The following is a 21,464-nucleotide window of genomic DNA, read 5'->3' on the forward strand; positions in this document are numbered from 1 at the left end:
CTTATTCGTTCTTTAATTTAGTGGCCCAAAAAACACTAACCTCCCATTTTTTTCGAAACAATTTAATATACCCGAAAGGATTCAGGAAAAAACTTTTATTCAAATTTTTAAAGAAAAGCGTGGTTTTATAACTTAACCATTGTTCTCTAGTATCATACAGCAATCGAAACAACATAACCGTTGGCGAGGGTTTTGGCGGAATGACTTCATCTTGCCAACGCAATACGGGTTTAGTTCTAAATCCACCCATTGGCGCTTTTAAATGTAAAATAGTCGACGTGGAAATATACAAAATATCAAATCCTTTTTGGCGCAATTGCATTCCGAAATCATTGTCTTCGCCAAAGCCAAACTCGTAGCCCATAGTAAATCGAAGCCCTTTGAGACAAGAAGATTTTACAAAAGCATGTCCGGCACCAAAAACGGTAAACTGCTTTGGCATTTGTGGTTCAATCGTTTGTGTTTTTAAATGACAAGCCATCAAAAAAACTTCGTTGCCGGTTAATCGAAAGGAATCCATTGCCTTTTCGAGCAAATCATTTCCGAAAACTATATCATCATCGGCTAAAAAACAAAACTCACTTTCTATCAATGCTAAACCAATATTTCTGGCATTACAAGCGCCGGCTTGATGGGTAAAATGATGTTTTATAGTAAAAGGCCAAGTGCTGTTTTGGATAAAATCCAATTCGGAAACACTGCCTTCTAAAGGATTTTGTTCAATAATGATGACGTTAGTCGGCAAATGAGTTTGTGAAGCCAAATGGTTGAGGACATCAAACAAATATTGTTTTCTTCCAATCGTTGGAATTAATACATCTATCGTTCCTTTTTCGATGATGGATTGGGTTGAAGCTAATGGAATTTGGTTTAAGCGCACCGGGTTGAAACTTCGTTTTTTATAAAACAAAGAAAACATAAGTGGCAACAACGGAAATCGTTTTTCAAACAGCAATAAATTGAAGCACAATAGAAAAATCCAACGAGTTCGGTAATGCTGTTTGGTGAATTTAAAAAGTTCTAAAAGATTGGCCTTCGGAATTGACTCATCAAGATTTTTACCGGTTAGTAATTTCGGCTCTGAATAGCACAACAATCCATGAACAATAGCCCTTTTTGCCATGGAATGAAGGAAATAATCCAAGTTGTTTTCAATTTTTAAATCAGGTTTACAAGCTTTTAACGCTGAAGCATGAATGGCTCCAACCTGACCACTCGTTTGCCAAGTAGCGTATCGCACTTTTTTATTGATTTTGATAAAAGGCGAATCTTCAATATAACCCAATTCCCTTCCGAAATAATTATCAGCCGAAGGATGGAACGAAAAAAGCAATTTTTGGTGGTGAAATAAACTATCCACAACCGAAACATTCAAATGATTTCGCTGATTTTCGTGACACCAAACCAATATTTCATTCTCAAATTGACTCGCAAAATCAAGCAAAACCGCCACTACTTTTCGATGGATTTCCTTCGAAAAATCGGTCGCCGTTGTTGAAACGACTTCGGTTACTTTTGATTTGTTGTGGTAAATTATAATCATGGATTCTTTTCTATTTCAAATTTGGTCCGGCAAACGTTATAATTTCATTGCCTCTGAACCTGACCGTTTTATAGGGATAATCCATTGCTTTGAAAAAAGCTTCTACTTTGATATGTGTTTTCTCGCCATTGACAATGTGATAAGAAGCAATGGCAAAATTGGGTTTTAGGGTTTTAATTGTTTCCACACAACCATCGAGTGCTTCAATTTCTGCACCTTCGATATCCATTTTGATGAAATCTAACTTGGTTATGGCTTTGTCTTTTACCCAACTGTCAATAGTCACCGCTTGTTTTTTGACACAATGTTCGGCATCAGGCATCCATACTGCGGAAGAACCAACTGTTCCGGCTTCGTAAAAGTCAATCCATTCATTTTTATCCCAAAGGAGTAAATCCTCAATGGCAATATTATCGGTTAAATCTTCATTCAGACTTCTATTTTTTTGAATTCTTTCGATGTTGAATTTATCCGGTTCGAAGGCAAAGACTTTTCCGTTTTGGCCTACTAATTTGGAGAAGAAAACAGACAAATGCCCGCAATTGGCACCGGCATCAATCACCACATCATCCGACTTTACTTTGTAGCAATGCTGGTAATAATTAAAATCATCCACAATCGGATATAAGGCTTCGTGGGTAACTAGGGAAAGAGTGTAAAAAGTAGTTTTATAAGTTACATTACCGTTGTGGTCAACCAAATCGAAAGCCACATTTTTAGACTTTAACAAGCTGTAATAAAACAACTTCATGCGTTCTTTGGCATTTCCTTTCGGAACCAAATGACTGAGTATTTTTTTAAAAGCTTTTTTCATTGGATAAGGGCTTTATAAAAATCGGCACTTTGTTGGGCAACTACTGTTATGCTGAATTTTTCTTCTACTTTTTTTCTTGCGGCTGTGCCAAATTGATCGCTTAAAGCTTCGTTTTCAAGCAATGTGATTATTTTTTGAGCGAATTGTTGGTGTGATTTTGGGTGAACCAAATACCCGGTAACGCCATCGGTTATGACTTCATTGGCCCAACCAATATTTGAAGCTACTATGGCTTTTTGCATGGCCATGGCTTCTATCCAAGAAACCGGTAAAGCTTCCGCAAAGGTAGGGAAAACGCAAACGGCTGCCTTATTAATATGTTCTTTTATAGTTTCATAGGGAATACTGCCCAAATAAGTGACATTTTCAAAAGCGGCTTTGTCAAATAAGGGTTGCATCATCTGCCAAACGGAGGAATTTCCGGTAACTACATCCGAAGCATCTCGACCGATAATAATTAGTTTGACTTGTGGATTCGCTTGGTAAACTTCATTAAAAATCAATGGCAATTCAAGTGAGCCTTTTTTTCTGATGAGTGTGCCAAAATATAGAATGGTATTCGCTTGTTTAGCAAGTGCTTCGTTTCGCGAAAAACTCTCTAAATCAATACTGTTGGGAATGATGGTAAAATCTTTTTGTAACGAAAACAATTCCTTGGTCACATCGGCGGTGTATTGGCTAACCGAAAGCAAAGTATCGGCGTTTTGCAGCGCTTTTCTCTCTCGAAATTTATTGAGCGTTTTAACCGGTCTTTGGTCTAAATGACAAAAATAAGTATCCGACCCATTAAGCCGAATCACCACAGGACAATTGGGTTTGATTTCGGAGGTGATTCCGGTCCAATCCGGTGCTTCTACAATATCAAGTGCCTTATTTTTTACCAGAGAATTAATGAGTTTTTGGATTTTCTTTTGGGTTAAAAGTCGGGAAAAACCTTTGAGCTTGACATTTTTGATTCGGTAATAGTGAATAGTATTTTCTGTAAAAACCTCGTCTTCTTTTTGTCCATAAACCAAAACAAAGACCTCGTGTCCGGCTGCGGTTAACCCTTTGGCTAAATTCAAAATACTTGTCCCAATGCCTCCGGAGGAACCCATTTTGGGATGCGGAAATTCCGGTGTTAGAAAAGCCACTCTCATTTTAATTGGGGGAATTCATGAATATAGTATGCCGACAAATCTTTATCGATAAGCGTTATCTTAGCCGGCAAAACGGTTTTTCCTGCCGGAATGTTATCGGTAACCACTGCATTAGCACCAATCACTACATTATCACCGATGGTAATTTTGCCAAAAACACAAGCATTCGGACCAATAAAAACTCGGTCACCAATGGTTGGAACACCAATTTTCTTTCCGTAATTGCTAACGCCAATAGTAATGCCTTGCGAAATGTTACAATTTTCCCCGATAACACTATCGCCATGAATTACGACATTGCCGAAATGACCAATATAAAACCCTTTTCCAATTTGTGTTCTGTAAGAAATATCAAAGCCATACTTAACTTTAAGCCGTCTTAACCAGAGGAAAAAAAAGTAAAACAACAAACGATTATTAGTGCGATAATGTTGGACCAGTCGAAAAATAGTCATGAATTTTAAACCCGGAATCGGATGCAAAATAAAAACAAAGAATAGCGTTCTAAAATTGATTTTAGAAAGGTTATATCTTTTATAATCTGCTAAAAGTATACTTTTAACCATATCATTCTTTTGTTATCGTTTCGATGGCTGTCCAAATTCGTTCCGAAGCTAATTCGGTCGGATGCTGATTGATTTTCTCAAACCATTGTTGGGCATTTACTATAACGTCATTGGCTTCATTTCCCATTCCTTTTACTAGACAATCTTCAATTTCGGCCGGACTGTTAACCCACAAAACAGCATTTGAATTAGGCATGGATCGGAAATGTATAAATTTATAAATATTTTTTACAGCCCAATCAGGAAATTGCTCGTTAGGCACATCATAATTAATATAAGCACAAGGCTTTTGAAAAGAAACATAATCAAAAACCATGGACGAACCCAAATTAACCACCATTTCGGTATGGGCAATCGTATTCATCTGAAGAATCAAATCTTCTTTGGTCGGCAAAATGTCGTGCCAGGCTTCTCCAATTTTCTTCCATTTTGGATTTACACTCGTGATGATATCTTTAAATTCTTCCAAAACAACGTTGTAACGGTTTGAAAAATCAACCGGACATCTTCTGAAAACTATGCCTAAATTATATCCTTTTTGATTGAGTTGTGCCACCGCAAGAGCCGTATCTCTCAAATAAGTGGGATCATTAGGTGAAGTCGTCACATCATCTCCTGAAAAACAAATGTATTTTTTACTTAAATCTAAGTTGTATTCCTTAAAAAAAACTTCTTTTGAAAGTACAATTTCTTTTTCCGTATGGGTTTCAAACTGTGGTGTACCGGTTACCAACACCTGATTTTTATTGAGATGCGGATAATAATACAACAACTCATTTTTCATATGATCACTCCAAACAAAATAGTAATCGGTTTCGATAATTTTGGTGGCTTTTGGTAAATTATCCCAAGAAAAAATAAAAGTCGCGGTTGGAATGCCCAAATCCTGTGCTGCCAATATCGGTGCTACTGCTAACATTGTCCTTTGATTGGTACAAAAAACAAAATCGGGTTTTTCTTTTTGAAGTGTTTCAAAACTGTCAAAATACAATTTGGTCTTTCGTTCTTGCTTACCAATATTTTTTCTAATGTGATTTAATCCCTTTTCAGAATTGTACCAAAAAACCAACCCCTTAGTACAAACGCTTTTCAGAGATGATTTAAGATCTCTGTAAACAAAAGGAAATCGATAAGAATCGTAAACGTTATCTTTTGATTTTTTGATACTTAGATTGAGTTCGATTTGGGTTTGTGCTTTCTTTAAAATGTCGGTTAACGGATGTACTTTGGCATTTTGAAAACGGATTTCTTTGAAACCCAATTCGTTTAAATCAAAAGGAGTATTATTCCAAAAAGTAATATCATTTCCTCTTTCAAGACCAATAGCGTGAAAATTAGTAAAAGCAAAGTTTTTCAAACCAACACCATCGGGAAGAAGTAAGAATATTTTTTTGGGATACTGCATTGACTTTTTTAATTGAAGTACCAAATATCTTTATTTTATAATGAAAGTAAAAATTTATTGGTCATGAATTATAAGCCTTGTTGTCTCAATTGGCATCATTTGTTGGTCAAAACCTCGTCTGCAAAAATTTCTGTGAAGTATTGTGCCCCTTTATCATTTAAATGATTGGCATTTTGAAAAAGATTCTCGTCTTTAACCGTTCTTGAAAAATCATATAATCCGGGAATCTTGGTTTTCAATTGTGCAATAAAATCCAAATTAGTGGTATGCTGGCAAAACGGTGCTGTATAAAAAGTGATCTTGATTTTATTCTTTTCACAAAACTCCTGAATATGTTTAATATACTCGTTACTTTCATTAATCTTATCAGGCAGTGGAAAATGATGTTTTTCAGCATTACCGTATAAGGGCGCATACCCTTTGTAGGTTACTGCATTGGTTTTCTTTTTGGCAAGATTCAAACCAATTTCTCGGAAGCCTAATTTTAAATCATTTCTGCCATATCGGAAAAATGGAATGTAACGATATTGATTGTAATGAATAGAATCAAATTTGAGGTGATTATCATAAATCTCGTTTTCATGCATAAACGGAATGATTTCGGGTTGGAAAATAGTCGAAGCCTGATTGATGTTGTAGCTATAATCAACTTGTATAAATATCCTTTCGTGTTTGATTTTGTAATGCTGAACCAATTGCAGTATGGTATAAATATCATGCAATTTAGCCGCTTGAAAACCCAAGTTAAGCGCTGTTTTTCCGGTCTTTTTTTCGATGATTGAGGGTACAATCCCACTTTCTACCCGAGAAGAACCGATGAAAATATAATCGATTTTTTGATCCTTAAGCGTTCTTAGATATTGGATTTTGGTTCGTGGTGAAGAAGTCTGGTAAACTTTAGTATATGCCAAATCTAACAACAACATCATGAACAATGTCACTGCAAAAAATAAGGCTATTTTTAAGATAAACTGCTTCATTTTAGAATTGGAAATAAATAAATTCACTCGCCTGAGAATAAACCCCAAAGACTACTATCATCAAAATAACAAACACGGCCAGCATATCTTTGGCTTTGCCAAAAAACGGATGTTCTTTTTCACGGGAAAACCATTCAAATACTATAAAGGCAAAAAGCATGAAAAGCAATTCAACCGAATACCTATCGATCTCTAAATACGCTATTCCACCTTCAAAGTTGAAAGAGAAAAGGTTTTTGATGTAAGTAAAAGCTTGTCCAAGGGTTTCCGATCTAAAGAATATCCAAGCAAAAGTGGTCAAGCAAAAGGTCAACAAAATGCTAAAAAACTCTTTGACCGTTGGCCACGACTTGCCTTTTGCTACAATTTCAAGATGATTTCGGTTACTGTTGGTGAGTAAAAGGGGTAAAAAATAAATCGCATTTAGCAAACCCCAAACAATGAACGTCCAATTGGCGCCATGCCAAAAACCACTTACTAAAAAGATGATAAAAGTGTTTCTAACTTTTGATTTCAGACCGCCTTTGCTACCACCAAGCGGAATGTAAAGATAATCGCGAAACCACGATGATAAAGAAATATGCCATCTTCGCCAAAACTCGGCTATGTCACGAGAAAAATAAGGGAAGTTGAAATTGCGAAACAAATCGATACCAAACAATTTTGAAGTCCCAAGAGCAATATCAGAATAACCGCTAAAATCACCATAAATTTGGAACGAAAAATAAATCGCACCCAATAAAAGTGTGATGGAATTGGCGTTCTCATAATTATCAAAAATTGCATTAGCATAAGCGGCACAACTGTCGGCTATCACAATCTTCTTAAACAATCCCCACAAAATTTGATAAAAACCGTCCATGGCTTTGTGGTAATCAAAATGACGTTTCTTTTTCAGTTGTGGTAAAAGATGTGTCGCTCGTTCGATTGGACCGGCCACTAAAAGAGGGAAATAGCTAACGAACAAGGAATAATCTACTATGTTTTTTTCAGGCTTTATCCTATCGTTGTAAATATCAATAACATAAGACAACCCATGAAAAGTGTAAAATGAAATTCCAACCGGCAAAATGATTTGTAAAGTCCAAAAACTAGACTGTATTCCGAAACCCGAAAGCAACTCTTGAAAAGAATCGACAAAGAAATTATAGTACTTGAAAACACCCAGAAACCCAAGGTTGATGATAATACTCAGCCAAAACCAAAACTTTTTGTGGCCTTGATTTTTAGCGTTATGCATTTGCAATCCGGTGAAATAATCCAAACCGGTAGAAAAAACTAGTAAAAACAAAAAACGCCAATCCCAACAAGCATAAAAAAAGTAACTAGCCGCCAGCAACAATAAATTCTGAAGTTTTAAACTTTTGGTATTGACCAACCAATAGAGTGCAAACACTACCGGTAGAAAGACTAAATAAGAAAGTGAATTATACAGCATGGACTATGACTTTAGTAATTGAGCCGCATTAATCCATTGCCAAATGTGAAAACTGCTTTGATTGTCTCCTTGAAAGAAATTTTTCAACTCGCTTTGCAACTGTTTTTTATCAAACCAATTATTTTTTTCTAACTGTTCAACCTCAGCGGTAACCCAAGCTTTTAAATCCTCCGAAAGCCATTCTCTTTGTGGGGTTTGCAAAGGTCTTTTGGGTGCTAAAACCAAGTCTTTTTGCAAAAACTTTTCAGCAATTTTTCGCAGCATCCATTTTTGAGCACCGTCTTTTATTTTAAAATTGGTTGGTCTGCTGAAAACATATTCCACCAATTCATAATCTAAAAAAGGTTCGCGCAATTCCGTGCCATACAGCATAGAAACCCGGTCATTAAAGCGCAACGCTCTTGGAATTTTGGTATAAAACAAATCGCGGTATTGCAGGTTTAGTAAGTGGTCATCAAATGGTTTCGGATAATTCGTTTTACTGTAATCTTTAGCAAAATCATTATCTAAAACTCCTATTCTGAAAGGTGATTTGGTAACCCCTTGCACTACACTATCGGAATTGGAAACATAGTAATCATAACCGGCCCAAGCTTCGTCTGAACCTTGTCCGTCGAGCAATACCTTTACGCCTTTTTCACTCGCGGTTTTGAATATTTTTGAATAAGCAATCGTTGGAATCCCGCCATAAGGTTCAGCTTGATGTTGCGCCATTTTTAAGGCCAAATCCGGAATCTCATTCGCCGATAAAGTACAAATATTCAAAGGATATTGTCGTTTTTCGAGCATCGCTTTTACCCAAGGTAGCTCGTCATAGCGCTCGTCATTGGTCACAAAAGTAAAAGCTTCAATGGTTGATTTGTCTATATTTTGTTGATCAATCAGTGCTAATAAAGTACTCGAATCCAATCCACCGCTCAAATTAAAACCGATAGGAACATCGGCTCTGAATCGGAGATTAATCGCTTTTAAGAGCAAACTGGTAATATATTCTTCTTCGTTTTGTGCAAATTGATTTTGCAGTTGGACAATTCTTTCTTCAAAATGATACCATTTTTTGATTTGCAAATGGTTGTTTTTTAAAGTCAAAAAATGTCCGGCTTCTAGTTGGTGAATGTTCGTCCAAAAAGTCTCATTGGGCAAACCGTAACTGCCTTCGGAAAAAAAGTTCAGCCAAACCTTATCGTTTGGAATTTTAGCAACATCTGCGGCAAAAAGCGTATTGATTTCGGAAGCAAAATAGAAGTTATTTTGGTCGAAGTAATAATAAAACGGCTTTACACCAAAACGGTCTCGCGCAGCAAACAACGTTTGCTCTTTGATATTCCAAATGGCAAACGAAAACATACCGTTGCATTGGTCTAAACACTTTTCACCCCATTCGCGGTAGGCATTTAGTAAAACTTCGGTATCGGATTGGGTTTTGAAGATGTATTTGGACTGGAGTGTTTTTCGCAGTTCCAAATAGTTGTAAATTTCGCCATTGAAAATCAGCACATAATTCCCGCAATCGCTCAAAAAAGGTTGGTTTCCGGCATCGGACAAATCAATAATACTCAATCGATTGTGTCCAAAAGCCACTTGATTTTCAATCAGCCAATTCCCGGTAAAATCAGGTCCGCGGTGCTTTTGCACGGCTAGCATGTTCAGCAAAATAGGCTGATGGGCATTTGGACCAATAATTCCGGCAATTCCGCACATGCTTTGTTATCTTAGTCTGTAATTAATAGCCGTTTTGATTTTATAAACTGCAAAATCTATCTTTTGCTTTAGTGTTGGATTGGTAAAAATCAATTGCAATCCACCGGAAAAACTATCGGGTGGAAACGGTCCATAATCCGGACTTTTATAATTTGAAATCACTCGGGTATACAATGATTTCGGGAAAATTTCTCTGATGATTTTTAACTGCGGAATTCTATCGCCTTCAATAATAATGATTCCGTTATCGGCAATCATATTTTTGATTTTCAACACATTCTCGTCTGTTCCGTCGATAATGATTAAATCGAATTTTTGAGTAGTTTCAATATCTTTTAACGTATTGAAAATTTGAACCTTTGCGTAATATTCTTTTAAATATTGGGACAAAGCATTTAAACAAAACGCATTGGCTTCCGTGCCCACATAATTTAGTTGTCGGTGTTGCTTTTGATAAAAATCCTGAATACAGTAGGCGATTGAACCGATTCCGAGACCTAATTCTAATACGTTTTCCGTTTTGTATTTGTCCACTATGTCCACTATTGTTTTCAAAGCAAACTCTGAGGCAATGTGCTGGTTTCCTTCGAGACCGGAAAAATATTTAAACGTGGCTACTGCTATATCTTGATTACTCATTTAGGTTATAATTTGTTTACTATTTTTTCTGCCTTTTCCCAATCTTCCATAGTGTCGATATTGACATGGAATTCAGGATTACTCTCCATGTAGGCTATTTTATTTCCGTAAAGGCTACCGTTTTTAATCACTTCCGTTTTGGTTATATAAATTGAACCATCACGGTGAAATGCTTTGGGTAAGGCTTGTCTTCTTGGAATAATCGTTGTTTCACCAGTGGCAATTTTCAACAATCCATTTTCGGTTTCTTCAAACGCCCAATGGGGATTGTATTCTAACGGAATGGGCAAAACACTCACCAAACAATCAGCTTGGGTATGAATAAATTGTGTAATGGCTTTGTCAATACAGCCTTTTTCACGAAACGGGCTAGTCGGTTGCAATAAACAAACGGCATCGAAAAAGATATTTTGGGACTCAAAAAAACCGATGGCGTGTTGCACAACTTCGAGTGAAGTCGAAGTGTCTTCAGCTAACTCCGCCGGGCGAATAAAAGGGGGTTTGCATCCGTAAATTTCTGCGGCTATAGCAATTTCTTCATGGTCTGTTGAAACCACTATTTGAGTTAACAAGGTTGATTCTTTCGCGGAATCTATGGTATATTCAATCAAGGGTTTTTTACCCAGCAATTTGATGTTTTTTTTGGGAACGCCTTTGGAACCACCACGAGCCGGTATTAATCCTAATATTTTCATTAATAAGTAATGGTTTTGTGAAACTGTAAAGGCAACTCTTTGAGCAATTGTGCTATTTTAACGCCGGCATCACCACCGCCGTAAACATTAGATTTTGGTCTTTCGTTTTTGGTCAAAAGGGATGTAATTGCGGCTACAATTTCTTCTTCGGCATAACTTACATCAACCACATTTTGACCACGGTCTCGACGGTTTTGACGCGAACCGATATTGATGGTCGGCACACCAAGATAGGCACATTCGCGAATCCCAACACTTGAATTTCCCACCAAACAAAGAGAAGAATGCAATAAATTTAAAAAATCATCGCCTTCCATATTTTTGAAAAAGTGAACATTACTCATTTCGTATTTTTCACGGAACGAGCGAATTCCTGTGGAAGTTCCATCGGCACCGGCATCCACATTGGGCCAGAACCACAAAGTTGGTTTGTTTATTTTTTGAATCGCTCTTAAAGTGGCCTCAATGTGTTTTCGAGAATCTTGGTATTCATTGGTTACCGGATGTTGCATTACAACTATGTAACCATTGCTTAAATCAGGTTGCGAACCAACACCGCCATATTTTGCATACGGATTAAAGGTTAGCACTTTATTTTTAGCTACTTCCTGCGCAATGTCTATCGATGGACAACCGGTATTGAAGACCATGCTTTCATTTTCACCCAATTGGATAACTCTTTGTTTGGCATTTTCAGAAGCTACAAAATGGTAATCGGCTAATTTGGTAATGGCGTGTCTAACTTTCTCATCTATATTTCCGGTTACTTCGCCTCCTTGAATGTGCGCCAAAGGAATATTCATATACGAAGCGGAAATCGCGGTGGCCATAGTTTCAAATCGGTCGGCAACGGTGACTACAATATCGGGACGAAGATTATCAAAAACCGTCGACAATTCTAATATACCGATTCCGGTGGTTTTGGCGGCAGCAGTTAAGTTTTCACCTTCTAACACATTAAATACTTTGGCGGCTATTTCGAAACCGTCTTTTTCAATAAAATTCACCGCACTGCCGTATCGGTCAAGCAAAGCAGAAGCCGCGACGATAAGTTGCAACTCTAATTCGGGATGCTTTTGGATAGCAGTTAAAACGGTTTTAACTCGGCTGTAAGAGGGTCTGGCTGTGATAACGACAGCTATTTTTCGGGTTTGGTTCATGCTAAATCTTCTTCATTCAAAAAATCCCATTGGGACTTATGGGCAGCCAATGGTCTTCCTATTACTTTGGCAAATTCAGCCGCGGAAATACCGTAGCCTTTAGGTTTTTTACTTTCTAAATCGGCAAAAGTCAGTACATGACCTTTGGCTAAATCTTTATTGATGGCTAATGATTTTTCAAAGATGTTTTTGAGTTCTCTGAAGTCCTCATTATTGTTTTTATGGATTGGGTGGTTTTGGGCCAAATGAATTTCGTTTACGGCTTCCACCAATTGTTTTGTTTCGTCAAAAGTTAGTGACGCGATGGCATCCGGTCCGAACATCGAACGATTGAAAACCACATGAAATTCTAAGATTTCAGCCCCAAGAGCAACGGCGGCAATTCCGGTTGAAATTTTAGCCGAATGGTCTGAAAAACCTACAGTTACTTTATACCTTTCTTTTAATTCCCCAATCACATTCAGTCCGTATTGTTCCGGTTTTGTCGGATAAGCGGTGGTGCATTGCAAAATGGAGAAATTGGCTTTTTTGCTTTTCAGAAAATCAACCGTTTTGTCCAATTCGGTATAGCTGCTCATACCTGAAGAAATAATGATAGGTTTACCGGTTTGGGTAATTTTTTCGAGTAACAAAAAATTATTGACTTCACCTGAACCCACTTTATAAATGTGAACGCCGACTTCCTCTAACCAATCTACGGCTAAATTGCTGAAGGGCGAACAAATAAAGTCTAAATCCACTTCGTCACAATGCTTTTTGAGATCTTTCCATTGTTCTAAGGTGAATTCCATTCTTTTCCAATAGTCGAAACGCGTCGCATCTTCTTTGGAAAATTTGACCCTAAAAGGTTCGTGTATACTGCTTTCTGCATCGGCAATATGCATTTGAAATTTAATTGCCTGAACGCCGGTTTGGGCCACGGCATCAATATAGGAATGCAAGAGACCCAAACTTCCTTCATGGGCTTGTGCAATTTCAGCTATCAAATAAGGTTGGTTGCTCATAAAAAAATGCTAACGGAAGTAAAAATAACTATTTTATGCTTTGCGGTACAATTTTGAGTCAATATAAAATACTGACCGAGTTAATTAATCCTTTATTTTAGTCTATTTTTTTACAAGAGTCAATAGCTAAAAACATGGAAGGACACTACTTGTCTTCAAGGATTTCATTCAGGCGCCATTTAAAATTGACTTCGTTGAAATAATCTCCGAAAGGATAAACCGGTTCCACATTGTTTACTCTTGAAAGTATCAGTTGTTCCAGTTTATTTTGTATTTCCAGTTTGTCCTCCATAGCTGCTATGTATTTTTCATCTTTAATAATGGTTCGCAATTCGCTTACCGGAGGAGAAATACACAAGACAGGTTTGTTAGAAGAGGCTAAGAAAGGCGCTTTACCCACCAAAATATTGCAATACAGCGGACCGTTTTCCAATATAATATTGATATCGGCCACATGGGTTTGTTCGTAGCAGGAATTGGAAAAATTTAACGTATCCAGGATAATGATATTGGGTGTATTGGTATAACGCTCTGCTAATTTTTTGAGATCAATTCCTTTTAATCTTAAGATAAACTCTGTTTTTTCACTGTACAATGGATTGCTGTGAACCAAGGTTTCATAAGCATCTAAAAGGTTTTCTATAGTTCGGCCAAATTGGATGGCGCCATGATAAGCAATGGTGATGGCTTTGCCTTTTTTTAAGGCTTTGCCTGTATCGGATAAATCAAAAACACTTTCGCAATACTGATGAGGCAAGCTGTAGAATTTCTTTCGGGAACCATACAAAAACTGCATGTCTTTCGCCATGGCGTTGGCAGAACTCATACAGGTTTTGGCTTGAGAAACTACTTTTTGCATTGATTTCATTTGAAACAATTCCAAATTAGTTAACGCTTTTGTGGTACCAGCGTACCAAAAAATAGGATACGGATCGTGAAAATTGACAATGGCTTTTTTTAGTATTGGAAGGTCTTTACACCCTAAAATAGTTTCATGAGCTAAACCGGCACTTCTAACAAAAATATGATCGTAACTTTGATACTCTATCTTGGCTATGCAAGCGCCATAAACTTTATTAATGTGTTCTACTACTAAGGAAACATGAAACAAACGCCAATAAAATCGGTTGATTAGTTTGGTAAAAAAGGGAACTTTTAAGTTTAGAATATGGCTTTCTATATGGTCAACCGGTAATAAGTGCAATTGATCATCACTGGGATGGCTTTTCAAATAAACCACATTGATAACTGCCTTCGGATGAGCGTTTCTTAATCGGTATAAAAAAGAGCGAGAAATGATACCCTGACTGGTTCCGGACACTCTTAAATCTTGCTCAATGACTAAAATTTTCATTTGTTTTATTTTATAGCTTTCCGCATTCGGTACAAACTTAGCCTAATAGGTAAAATGGCGAAGAAAAAGCGCCATTTAAATTGTTCCAACTTGGACAGTTCAAGAATAGTTAAAATTTTTTCAAATAAGGCATACTCTTTAAAATTTATTGAAATGGCGATGAAATAACGAATTATTCGGTATGACAATAAGTTCTTTTCTTTCAAATTTTTGAGTACCAAAAGTACGGCATCAACATAAGAGGCTCTTCTGATGGGATTGTGATTATAGAACTCACCGGTATTGGATTCCGGATGCTTTCGACCATAGAATAAGCATTTGTCAATGGAAATTCCTTTATAACCTGAGGAAATAATTCTGGAATACAATTCCCATTCTTCGGCATACATCAAATGCTCTTCAAACCTATGGTGTTCAAAACATTCTTTCTTCCACATGACGGCACATGAATTAAAAGGAAGTTCGTTTTTAATCATCGCTTCTACATCATTTTGGTCGATGTAAAAAGAAGTGTAATCGGTAGCATAATCAAATTGATAATCAAAATCACCAAAAAAGACATTTCGAATATAACGACAAAAATAGATAGTGTTATCTGCCAATTCGGAAACACATAACGCTAAATTCTGTGGATGTGGCAAATCATCATCATCAAAGAAAATAATATGATCTCCTTTGGCCAAATCCAAACCATAATTTCGACAACCCGGTAAACCTTTCTCATACTTATCCGAACGTTTTAAAAACTGAAATCGTTTGTCTTGACGAAGTATTGGTGCAATAACCTCAGCGGTGTTATCCGTTCCGCCATCATCAATAATGAGACATTCCCAATCGGAAAAAGTCTGATTTTGAATGGCTGTCAAAGTCTCCAAAATAAAATTGGCCCTGTTATAGGTTGCCATAATGATGGTCACTTTTACTTCATTCATGCTGTTGTGATTAAAAACATTGGCCTTGGATTATTTATTTGGATACTCTTTTTTTAAAAAATTCAGTAATGGTGGTAGTGTTCAAGTTGATAAAGTAATTCCACGCAAAAAAACACCAATCTTTAAATTGCAAAGGTCTACTTTTACGGAGTTCCTCTTGGTACTTTCTAACTATTTTAATCCTTTGGTATTTGGTGTAATAAGGTAATTTTTTTTCAATCAAAAAAGTATAAAAAGCAACGAGAGACTGGTTCTTTAAGGACAAGTTGTCTTTTTTACCGGTGATATTCAAACTTGACAATCGCACACAAACCACACTTTCATTGATGGAATAAATCGGTTGGTCTTCAGCAAAATCAAGCCAAGCTCTATCATCGCTATTCCAAGCCAATGGGTAATTGTAAAAACGATGTCTTTCAAAAGCGCTCTTTAAAAACACGTACTCTGAAAGGGAACTTCTGGAGGTTTTCATGAGTTTTCTAAAATAGGAATCCGTAGCACTTTCCCAGACCGGATTGGTGCAAATTGCGGCTTTGTGTTGGGTTTCTTCGACTACCGTTTGAGAGGCAAATCGAACCAAATTGGTTTTAGAAATGAACTGAGGCAATTGCGCATAAAACTGTTCGACTACAGTATGCGTTAAGTAATCATCATCGCCTAAAATCATAAGCCATTGCTCGTTTTTAGTAAGCGATATGCAACGTTCCCACTGTTTGACCAAAGCTTTTCCACCCCAATTATCCTCAAAGCGATGGTAAACAAACTGGAATTTATTTTGGAATTGAGCCAATAAATCTTTTGGGTTTTCCGGACTGGCATCATCACCAATATAAACCGTAAAACGCTGGTCCGTTTGATTAGCCAAGGAAGCCAATGTTTCCTCAAAAAAAGCGAGTTTGAAATACGGAATAACAATAGCTAACATTACTATTTTTTTGTTTTATACAATCCAAAGATAGAAAAACCAAAAAAGGTTTTGCAAAATAAATCGATTACAAATTTTTCGCTTTTTAATTGAGCTGTCCTTTGATGCTCCGCATTTTGATATAGTAAAAAAAGATCTAAATAATGTTGCTGACATTGCTCACTGTACTTTTTAAAGATATAATCATTGTTGGCTTGTTGCATCGAAGCATTAAAGGACCTAATCATTGACTTTTTGGAAACATAGTAATGGAACGTAATTTTGTTTAAATGGTAAAATTGAACCTTTAAAACGCCTAATGCTATCCAAAAATCCCAATCCTCATGACCTTGGTAGGGCATATTTTCGTCATAACCACCAACTTCAATCCAACACTTTTTTCGGTAAATGGCACACGCGTCTATATAATTAGCAGCTAGTATTTTTTTAAAATCATAGGCATCCACTTCCCAAAGACCTTGCTTTTCTCCGAAATAGCGTGCATGCCCATACACCACTCCTATTTGGGGGTTTTCCTCAAAAACAGCAATAGCGTCTTGGGCAAAATCTGTCGCTACTAAATTGTCTGAGTCCAAAGGTAAAATGTACGTTCCTTGGGCTTTTTCAATTCCGAAATTTCGGGTTTTGCCTAAGCCTTCGTTGGGTTTTGTGAAGTACTTAAATCTATCGTCATTTTTCACCCAATTTAAAGCGATGGTTTCTGTGTCATCGGTTGAACCATCATTGACAATTATCGCTTCCCAATGCCGGAAATTTTGCGTGACAACAGATTTCAATGTGGCTTCTAAAGTCGCCTCAGCATTATAACACGGAATAATGATACTAAGTAGAGCATTCATAGGTATCGAAATGATTTTATCAAATTAAAATACAAATGCAACTTCCTTGCTATTTTTTGGGAAGGATATTTATAATTCGACACGTTAGACAATGACTTCTTGATTTTTTGGGAGACAATGGATTGCTCATTTTTATTCAGATGGACATACATGTTTTTATAAAAATCCAAATATTTTTTTTCGGCCTCTATGGGTTTAACTTTAGACCAAATGCCTTCACCATGAATGCGATAAACACTCATGACTTCGTCTATACAAGCGATTTTTTTATCTTGACTTATTACTTTATACACACCCAAATCGCCGAATGGCAAAGAAGTAATCCATTCCGGAATAACCAAATTTTTTTGATTCTTGAACATGACACTGGCGGTGGTAATAAAATTATAATACCGCAGTAACTCTTCATAAAAAAAAGGAACCGAACTGAAGGGTTTCGGTATTTCATGTAAGGTTAATACTGACCCTTTCAACATAGTAGCGCGGGTAAAGCAAACATTGCAATCTTTATGGACCTCTAAAAAATCTACTTGTTTTTGAAGCTTTAAAGGATCTGTCCAATAATCGTCACCTTCGCATAAAGCGATATATTTTGCACCGGTTTGAATACAATGTTGGTACATAAAAATCCCGTTTGGACTGGCACCTAAGTTTTTCTCGTGCAACAACAATTCAATCTTATGTGGATATTTTTCTTTGTACTCTTGAATGATTTTTCGGGTATTGTCTTTTGAGCAGTCATCACCGATGTACAGTTTAAAATCAAAATGAGTTTGTTGCATTAAAACAGAATCAATGGCTTCTACAACATAAGCTTCATGATTATAAGTCACCATCCATATGGCGACTAAAGGGCTTTTATTAGTTTCTGTTTTCCAATCTAAATCTTGACTTTTCATGCGGTGGGATAACGCTAAAAATTATTGTCTTTCGAACACGATGTTAAAGAGATTGGCTTCATTAGGCACATTAAATCTTGCCATTTCCACAAATCCGTTATCATTCAAAATGGTCATTATGTTTTGAAAATTGGGATCCAATTCATTCAATTCAAAAATAATTCCTTTTAAGTCATTACTTTTCAATGTTTTAGCGGCGCCAATAAGGAAAGGCATTTCAGAACCATCGATGTCGATTTTTAAATAATTTGGTGCCGGATACAATCCTTCTTCCACAAAGCTATCAATAGAAACCAATGCTATTTCTTGATTTTCAACAAAATTAAAATTCAAATCATTGCGAATTTCCCCATGCTCAACCACTTTTTGATGGCCGCCTTCCCAGGGTTGCCCGATATTGATGATGGCTTTTCCGTTTTTAGCGCCAACGCCGGCATTGATAGCAGTAAGTTTAGCTTCTCCGATATGATTAAGGGCAATGTTTTGTGAAAAAACGGAGAAATTTTTAGCTTCCGGTTCAAAGGAAACTACCGTAACTCCTTTTAATGCTGCATACAAAGAAAAACGACCTTCACACGCACCTAAATCATAAAGTACTTCATTGGGTTTTATCCTATCAATAAAATCCAAGTTCTCGGTTTCATAATTCATTCTGGCACATAACTCAAGAGAACGGGTATAAGTCATTAATTTAAAATCAATGCCACGAACGGCTACTTCGCTGTATTTCTTTTCTTCAGTATTCATTTATGAGTATATTTTTGATAGGTCGTTTATTGTTGGGAAGTCTTTTGTGATTAATTCTTCCATGGGTTTATAGAGGTAAGGATGCGCAAATTTTCTTTGAATAAAAGTTTCTTCTTCTAAGTCATTGTACCTAAAATGGCAACTCCATCTAGGCATATCGGTAATATTATCGCCACTTTGGTGAATTAAAAAAGAGGAAAACAGCAAGGCATCTCCGGCATTAAGTTCAACAGCAATTAAGTTTTCTTTTTCTTCATCGGTTAAAGCTACCATTCCGAAACCATTCTCAATATGATCTGTTCTCAATCCGTCCAAATGACTTTGGGGTAATATTTCCAAAGCACCTAATGCTTTATTGATATCGACCAAGGGAATCCAAATCACCACTGCATTTAGAGAACCTTGCATACTTCGCCAATCCTGATGCGCATCAACGGTGTGAAATACTTTTTGTTTGGCTAATTTGGGATGGTTAAAATACAAAACAGGTCGGGTACTAACAATGGGTGATTTTAAACCCATTCGTTGGAGCAAATCGACAATTTTAGCGTCTAAAGACAAAGTATGAAGACTAATCAAGTGTTGTACTTGTTTGCCACAATTGGTAAGGCATTCTAAATCTTCCTCGAACAAACGGTATAAAAAATTATTAAATTGGGCATCATCAAGATCTTCTAAGGCACATGGCATTATGTATTTTTTTTCAATAAACTGTCTCAAAAATACACTTTTAGCCTCTTTTAAAACCAAGGCTATAGCTTGTTTTGGGAAAAAGTGCTCCAAAACTAAATATCCGTTTTTATTAAAAAAATTTACTTCCTCATTCATAATCCAAAAAAAATTAAAATTGATTCTAACTGTGCCAAATTATCATTTTAAACTCAAAACAATTAAAATTTAGGAACAATTATTTTTTGTTTAAAAGCGTCTATTTCTAATTTATCGTATTCAAATATACTGGGTTTATTCACTACTTTTCCCTTTTTATCTTTCAAGTTAAAATGGTAAAACGCTATCCAAGGATCTTCAATCCATGGCTTACAATTTCCTTTATAACTAAAAGGCTGGCGCATCGGTTTTATATAAATTGTGGCACTCTTGTACTGACTTGCCTTTTGATGATTAAGCGAATAGTTGATAATGCCTTGTAACTCCTTTTCCATAGGTAAATTCAATTGAGAACTCGACAAAAAAGGTTCTGACCTTACGGCATCCATCATTCTAAAACAACTCAACAAAAATCGTTCATTGCCAACCAAGGGATGAACTTCACTAATTGCGCCATCTTGATCAAAGTAATTAATTATTTCAACTTCCTTGTTGGCATAATCTGTAAAGATAACTTTAAAATAAAGTCTATCAAACAAATGATGGTAATTAAATAGCGGTATTGACCAAGTAAATTGCCAATATTTGTGAGGTTTAATAGGCGTTATAAACGTTTGGTCTATGAAGTTTAATTTATAAGCAATAGGATTTAAGGGTTTGTTTTTTGATAGCTTGCTATTTTCAAAATAACTAAAAACAGGTGGGTTGTCAAATTTATTTAATCGGTAATCTCTGAAAAAGACATTAAAAGTTAATAAAATAGTGTACCAAAAAACAAGCAACGCCACCCCGTTAGAACTTAAAAAAGAAGGGGTGACATTTGGGCTAAGCCTTTCTTCTGCTTGATGGTTTTTCTTTGAAAGGAAACGACTTATCTTAACCGGAATTTGGGTTAAAGACAAAAACAATAAAATCATGCAGAACACTATCGGTCCGCCCATAATGCCAATTCCTGACATGGCGAATGATAAAAATAAGGCCAATCCAAGAAAACACCAAATAACCAAAGGCCAAGTGCGCTTGAATAGAAACAAGGGAAGTGCTATTATCTCTACTATAATTGTAGCCCAATTAAAAAAGTACATTAGTCCTTTATAATCCAACAAATCCCAAAGATACCTGTCTGGGAAATAAGCGATATTTAAGGAATAATAAAACCCTAAACCTTCTTGCCATACCGGTCCTAAAAGTTTGTGCAAACCAGCAGCACTCATCAAAACGCAGGCTGAAAGACACATTAAAACTATCGCCCATGAACCTTCATTAGTTTTCTTGCCTTTCCATAAATCGACTGAAATAAAAATGGCATAAAAATTAAAAATGTTCTTTAAGAATATCTCTAAAGAAAAAGGTATGATCAAACCACCAAATAAAAAAACCAAAATCCAAGCAAGTCGAATTTTATAACCTATAAACAACATTATTAAAGCAACTATATAGGCTGCCGATAATGAATAGGATTCCGCACTGGGAATCTCTCTTCCCAAAAGCAGTAAATTGTAGGGTTCTAATCCATGCTGAATTAAAGAAAAATGTTGAACTGCTGAAAAAAGACAAAGAACGGCATACAATTTTCTGGTTATAACCATTAATTCAGGATTAACCGTTACTGAAAGCCAGCGACTAATCTTTTTTCGGGTTAAAATTATAATTAATACTAATGTGGAAATAAAAAATAAGGACAAGGAAACTTTAATAATCCATCTTCTAATGATACGGTTTTGAATTAAATCAAACATGTATAAAAAATGAAGAACGATACTTATTAACAGTACACCAACTAAGATGGTTTTCCAATTATAAGTCTTCAATTGGTTGATAAACTTTAAAATACTATTTTTTAGTTTCATCATCAA

The 21,464-nt window shown here is 36.2% G+C and carries 20 protein-coding genes; all 20 read right to left on the bottom strand.

Annotation, left to right across the window (positions count from 1 at the left end; translation table 11 throughout):
* Nucleotide 1 precedes the first annotated feature (1 nt).
* The 20 genes from ICG50_RS09560 to ICG50_RS09655 all read right to left on the bottom strand — a co-directional run bounded on the left by ICG50_RS09560 (nucleotide 2) and on the right by ICG50_RS09655 (nucleotide 21,458).
* Nucleotides 2–1,543, bottom strand: a complete 1,542-nt coding sequence (locus tag ICG50_RS09560; protein ID WP_187660688.1) for a glycosyltransferase family 2 protein — start codon at nucleotides 1,541–1,543, stop codon at nucleotides 2–4.
* 10 nt (nucleotides 1,544–1,553) lie between these two features.
* The gene (locus ICG50_RS09565; RefSeq protein WP_246448733.1) at nucleotides 1,554–2,357 is read right to left on the bottom strand and encodes an FkbM family methyltransferase; all 804 of its coding nucleotides are present in this window, start codon (nucleotides 2,355–2,357) and stop codon (nucleotides 1,554–1,556) included.
* On the bottom strand, nucleotides 2,354–3,496 hold the full coding sequence (locus tag ICG50_RS09570; RefSeq protein WP_187660689.1) for a glycosyltransferase family 4 protein: 1,143 nt from the start codon (nucleotides 3,494–3,496) through the stop codon (nucleotides 2,354–2,356). Before ICG50_RS09570 ends, ICG50_RS09565 begins: the two co-directional genes overlap by 4 nt.
* Entirely contained in the window at nucleotides 3,493–4,062 is a 570-nt protein-coding gene (locus ICG50_RS09575) for a serine acetyltransferase (protein WP_187660690.1), read from the bottom strand. The genes ICG50_RS09570 and ICG50_RS09575 overlap by 4 nt, the downstream gene beginning before the upstream one ends.
* A gap of 1 nt (nucleotide 4,063) precedes the next feature.
* Nucleotides 4,064–5,467: a glycosyltransferase family protein gene (locus ICG50_RS09580; protein ID WP_187660691.1), complete on the bottom strand. Its 1,404-nt coding sequence runs from the start codon at nucleotides 5,465–5,467 to the stop codon at nucleotides 4,064–4,066.
* 95 nt (nucleotides 5,468–5,562) lie between these two features.
* Nucleotides 5,563–6,447: a hypothetical protein gene (locus ICG50_RS09585; RefSeq protein ID WP_187660692.1), complete on the bottom strand. Its 885-nt coding sequence runs from the start codon at nucleotides 6,445–6,447 to the stop codon at nucleotides 5,563–5,565.
* A 1-nt stretch (nucleotide 6,448) separates the two neighbouring features.
* Nucleotides 6,449–7,885 (bottom strand): MBOAT family O-acyltransferase, encoded by a 1,437-nt coding sequence (locus ICG50_RS09590; protein WP_187660693.1) that lies wholly within the window; start codon nucleotides 7,883–7,885, stop codon nucleotides 6,449–6,451.
* A gap of 3 nt (nucleotides 7,886–7,888) precedes the next feature.
* Nucleotides 7,889–9,586 (bottom strand): asparagine synthase (glutamine-hydrolyzing), encoded by a 1,698-nt coding sequence (asnB, locus tag ICG50_RS09595; protein ID WP_187660694.1) that lies wholly within the window; start codon nucleotides 9,584–9,586, stop codon nucleotides 7,889–7,891.
* A 6-nt stretch (nucleotides 9,587–9,592) separates the two neighbouring features.
* A complete protein-coding gene (locus ICG50_RS09600) occupies nucleotides 9,593–10,225 on the bottom strand; it encodes a hypothetical protein (protein WP_187660695.1) in 633 nt (210 codons plus the stop codon).
* Nucleotides 10,226–10,230: 5 nt separating this feature from the next.
* Nucleotides 10,231–10,920, bottom strand: coding sequence for an acylneuraminate cytidylyltransferase family protein (locus tag ICG50_RS09605; protein WP_187660696.1), 690 nt, complete (start codon nucleotides 10,918–10,920; stop codon nucleotides 10,231–10,233).
* A complete protein-coding gene (gene neuC / locus ICG50_RS09610; protein ID WP_187660697.1) occupies nucleotides 10,920–12,080 on the bottom strand; it encodes a UDP-N-acetylglucosamine 2-epimerase in 1,161 nt (386 codons plus the stop codon). Before neuC ends, ICG50_RS09605 begins: the two co-directional genes overlap by 1 nt.
* Nucleotides 12,077–13,084 (bottom strand): N-acetylneuraminate synthase family protein, encoded by a 1,008-nt coding sequence (locus ICG50_RS09615; protein WP_187660698.1) that lies wholly within the window; start codon nucleotides 13,082–13,084, stop codon nucleotides 12,077–12,079. Before ICG50_RS09615 ends, neuC begins: the two co-directional genes overlap by 4 nt.
* A gap of 145 nt (nucleotides 13,085–13,229) precedes the next feature.
* Complete coding sequence (locus ICG50_RS09620; RefSeq protein WP_187660699.1) at nucleotides 13,230–14,438, bottom strand: hypothetical protein; 1,209 nt, start codon at nucleotides 14,436–14,438, stop codon at nucleotides 13,230–13,232.
* Between the two features lie 5 nt (nucleotides 14,439–14,443).
* Nucleotides 14,444–15,370, bottom strand: coding sequence for a glycosyltransferase family 2 protein (locus ICG50_RS09625; RefSeq protein ID WP_187660700.1), 927 nt, complete (start codon nucleotides 15,368–15,370; stop codon nucleotides 14,444–14,446).
* A gap of 34 nt (nucleotides 15,371–15,404) precedes the next feature.
* Complete coding sequence (locus tag ICG50_RS09630) at nucleotides 15,405–16,295, bottom strand: glycosyltransferase family 2 protein (protein WP_187660701.1); 891 nt, start codon at nucleotides 16,293–16,295, stop codon at nucleotides 15,405–15,407.
* A gap of 2 nt (nucleotides 16,296–16,297) precedes the next feature.
* A complete protein-coding gene (locus tag ICG50_RS09635; protein WP_187660702.1) occupies nucleotides 16,298–17,134 on the bottom strand; it encodes a glycosyltransferase family 2 protein in 837 nt (278 codons plus the stop codon).
* Nucleotides 17,131–18,033, bottom strand: a complete 903-nt coding sequence (locus ICG50_RS09640) for a glycosyltransferase (RefSeq protein WP_187660703.1) — start codon at nucleotides 18,031–18,033, stop codon at nucleotides 17,131–17,133. Before ICG50_RS09640 ends, ICG50_RS09635 begins: the two co-directional genes overlap by 4 nt.
* 21 nt (nucleotides 18,034–18,054) lie before the next feature.
* Nucleotides 18,055–18,780 carry an FkbM family methyltransferase gene (locus ICG50_RS09645; protein WP_187660704.1) on the bottom strand — a complete coding sequence of 242 codons (726 nt, stop codon included), beginning with the start codon at nucleotides 18,778–18,780 and terminating at the stop codon, nucleotides 18,055–18,057.
* Nucleotides 18,781–19,608, bottom strand: a complete 828-nt coding sequence (locus ICG50_RS09650) for a phytanoyl-CoA dioxygenase family protein (RefSeq protein ID WP_187660705.1) — start codon at nucleotides 19,606–19,608, stop codon at nucleotides 18,781–18,783.
* 62 nt (nucleotides 19,609–19,670) lie between these two features.
* Nucleotides 19,671–21,458 (bottom strand): hypothetical protein, encoded by a 1,788-nt coding sequence (locus ICG50_RS09655; RefSeq protein WP_187660706.1) that lies wholly within the window; start codon nucleotides 21,456–21,458, stop codon nucleotides 19,671–19,673.
* Nucleotides 21,459–21,464 lie beyond the last annotated feature (6 nt).

Source organism: Flavobacterium buctense, from assembly GCF_014486695.1.
In the GTDB taxonomy this organism is placed as follows: domain Bacteria; phylum Bacteroidota; class Bacteroidia; order Flavobacteriales; family Flavobacteriaceae; genus Flavobacterium; species Flavobacterium buctense.

Coding starts and splice junctions, on each gene's coding strand:
- ICG50_RS09630 (WP_187660701.1), bottom strand. CDS start 16,295: ATGTTAGCTATTGTTATTCCGTATTTCAAACTCGCTTTTTTTGAGGAA.
- ICG50_RS09615 (WP_187660698.1), bottom strand. CDS start 13,084: ATGAGCAACCAACCTTATTTGATAGCTGAAATTGCACAAGCCCATGAA.
- ICG50_RS09655 (WP_187660706.1), bottom strand. CDS start 21,458: ATGAAACTAAAAAATAGTATTTTAAAGTTTATCAACCAATTGAAGACT.
- ICG50_RS09650 (WP_187660705.1), bottom strand. CDS start 19,608: ATGAATGAGGAAGTAAATTTTTTTAATAAAAACGGATATTTAGTTTTG.
- asnB (WP_187660694.1), bottom strand. CDS start 9,586: ATGTGCGGAATTGCCGGAATTATTGGTCCAAATGCCCATCAGCCTATT.
- ICG50_RS09640 (WP_187660703.1), bottom strand. CDS start 18,033: ATGAAAAGTCAAGATTTAGATTGGAAAACAGAAACTAATAAAAGCCCT.
- neuC (WP_187660697.1), bottom strand. CDS start 12,080: ATGAACCAAACCCGAAAAATAGCTGTCGTTATCACAGCCAGACCCTCT.
- ICG50_RS09590 (WP_187660693.1), bottom strand. CDS start 7,885: ATGCTGTATAATTCACTTTCTTATTTAGTCTTTCTACCGGTAGTGTTT.
- ICG50_RS09605 (WP_187660696.1), bottom strand. CDS start 10,920: ATGAAAATATTAGGATTAATACCGGCTCGTGGTGGTTCCAAAGGCGTT.
- ICG50_RS09580 (WP_187660691.1), bottom strand. CDS start 5,467: ATGCAGTATCCCAAAAAAATATTCTTACTTCTTCCCGATGGTGTTGGT.
- ICG50_RS09620 (WP_187660699.1), bottom strand. CDS start 14,438: ATGAAAATTTTAGTCATTGAGCAAGATTTAAGAGTGTCCGGAACCAGT.
- ICG50_RS09625 (WP_187660700.1), bottom strand. CDS start 15,370: ATGAATGAAGTAAAAGTGACCATCATTATGGCAACCTATAACAGGGCC.
- ICG50_RS09600 (WP_187660695.1), bottom strand. CDS start 10,225: ATGAGTAATCAAGATATAGCAGTAGCCACGTTTAAATATTTTTCCGGT.
- ICG50_RS09575 (WP_187660690.1), bottom strand. CDS start 4,062: ATGGTTAAAAGTATACTTTTAGCAGATTATAAAAGATATAACCTTTCT.
- ICG50_RS09635 (WP_187660702.1), bottom strand. CDS start 17,134: ATGAATGCTCTACTTAGTATCATTATTCCGTGTTATAATGCTGAGGCG.
- ICG50_RS09585 (WP_187660692.1), bottom strand. CDS start 6,447: ATGAAGCAGTTTATCTTAAAAATAGCCTTATTTTTTGCAGTGACATTG.
- ICG50_RS09645 (WP_187660704.1), bottom strand. CDS start 18,780: ATGAATACTGAAGAAAAGAAATACAGCGAAGTAGCCGTTCGTGGCATT.
- ICG50_RS09570 (WP_187660689.1), bottom strand. CDS start 3,496: ATGAGAGTGGCTTTTCTAACACCGGAATTTCCGCATCCCAAAATGGGT.
- ICG50_RS09565 (WP_246448733.1), bottom strand. CDS start 2,357: ATGAAAAAAGCTTTTAAAAAAATACTCAGTCATTTGGTTCCGAAAGGA.
- ICG50_RS09560 (WP_187660688.1), bottom strand. CDS start 1,543: ATGATTATAATTTACCACAACAAATCAAAAGTAACCGAAGTCGTTTCA.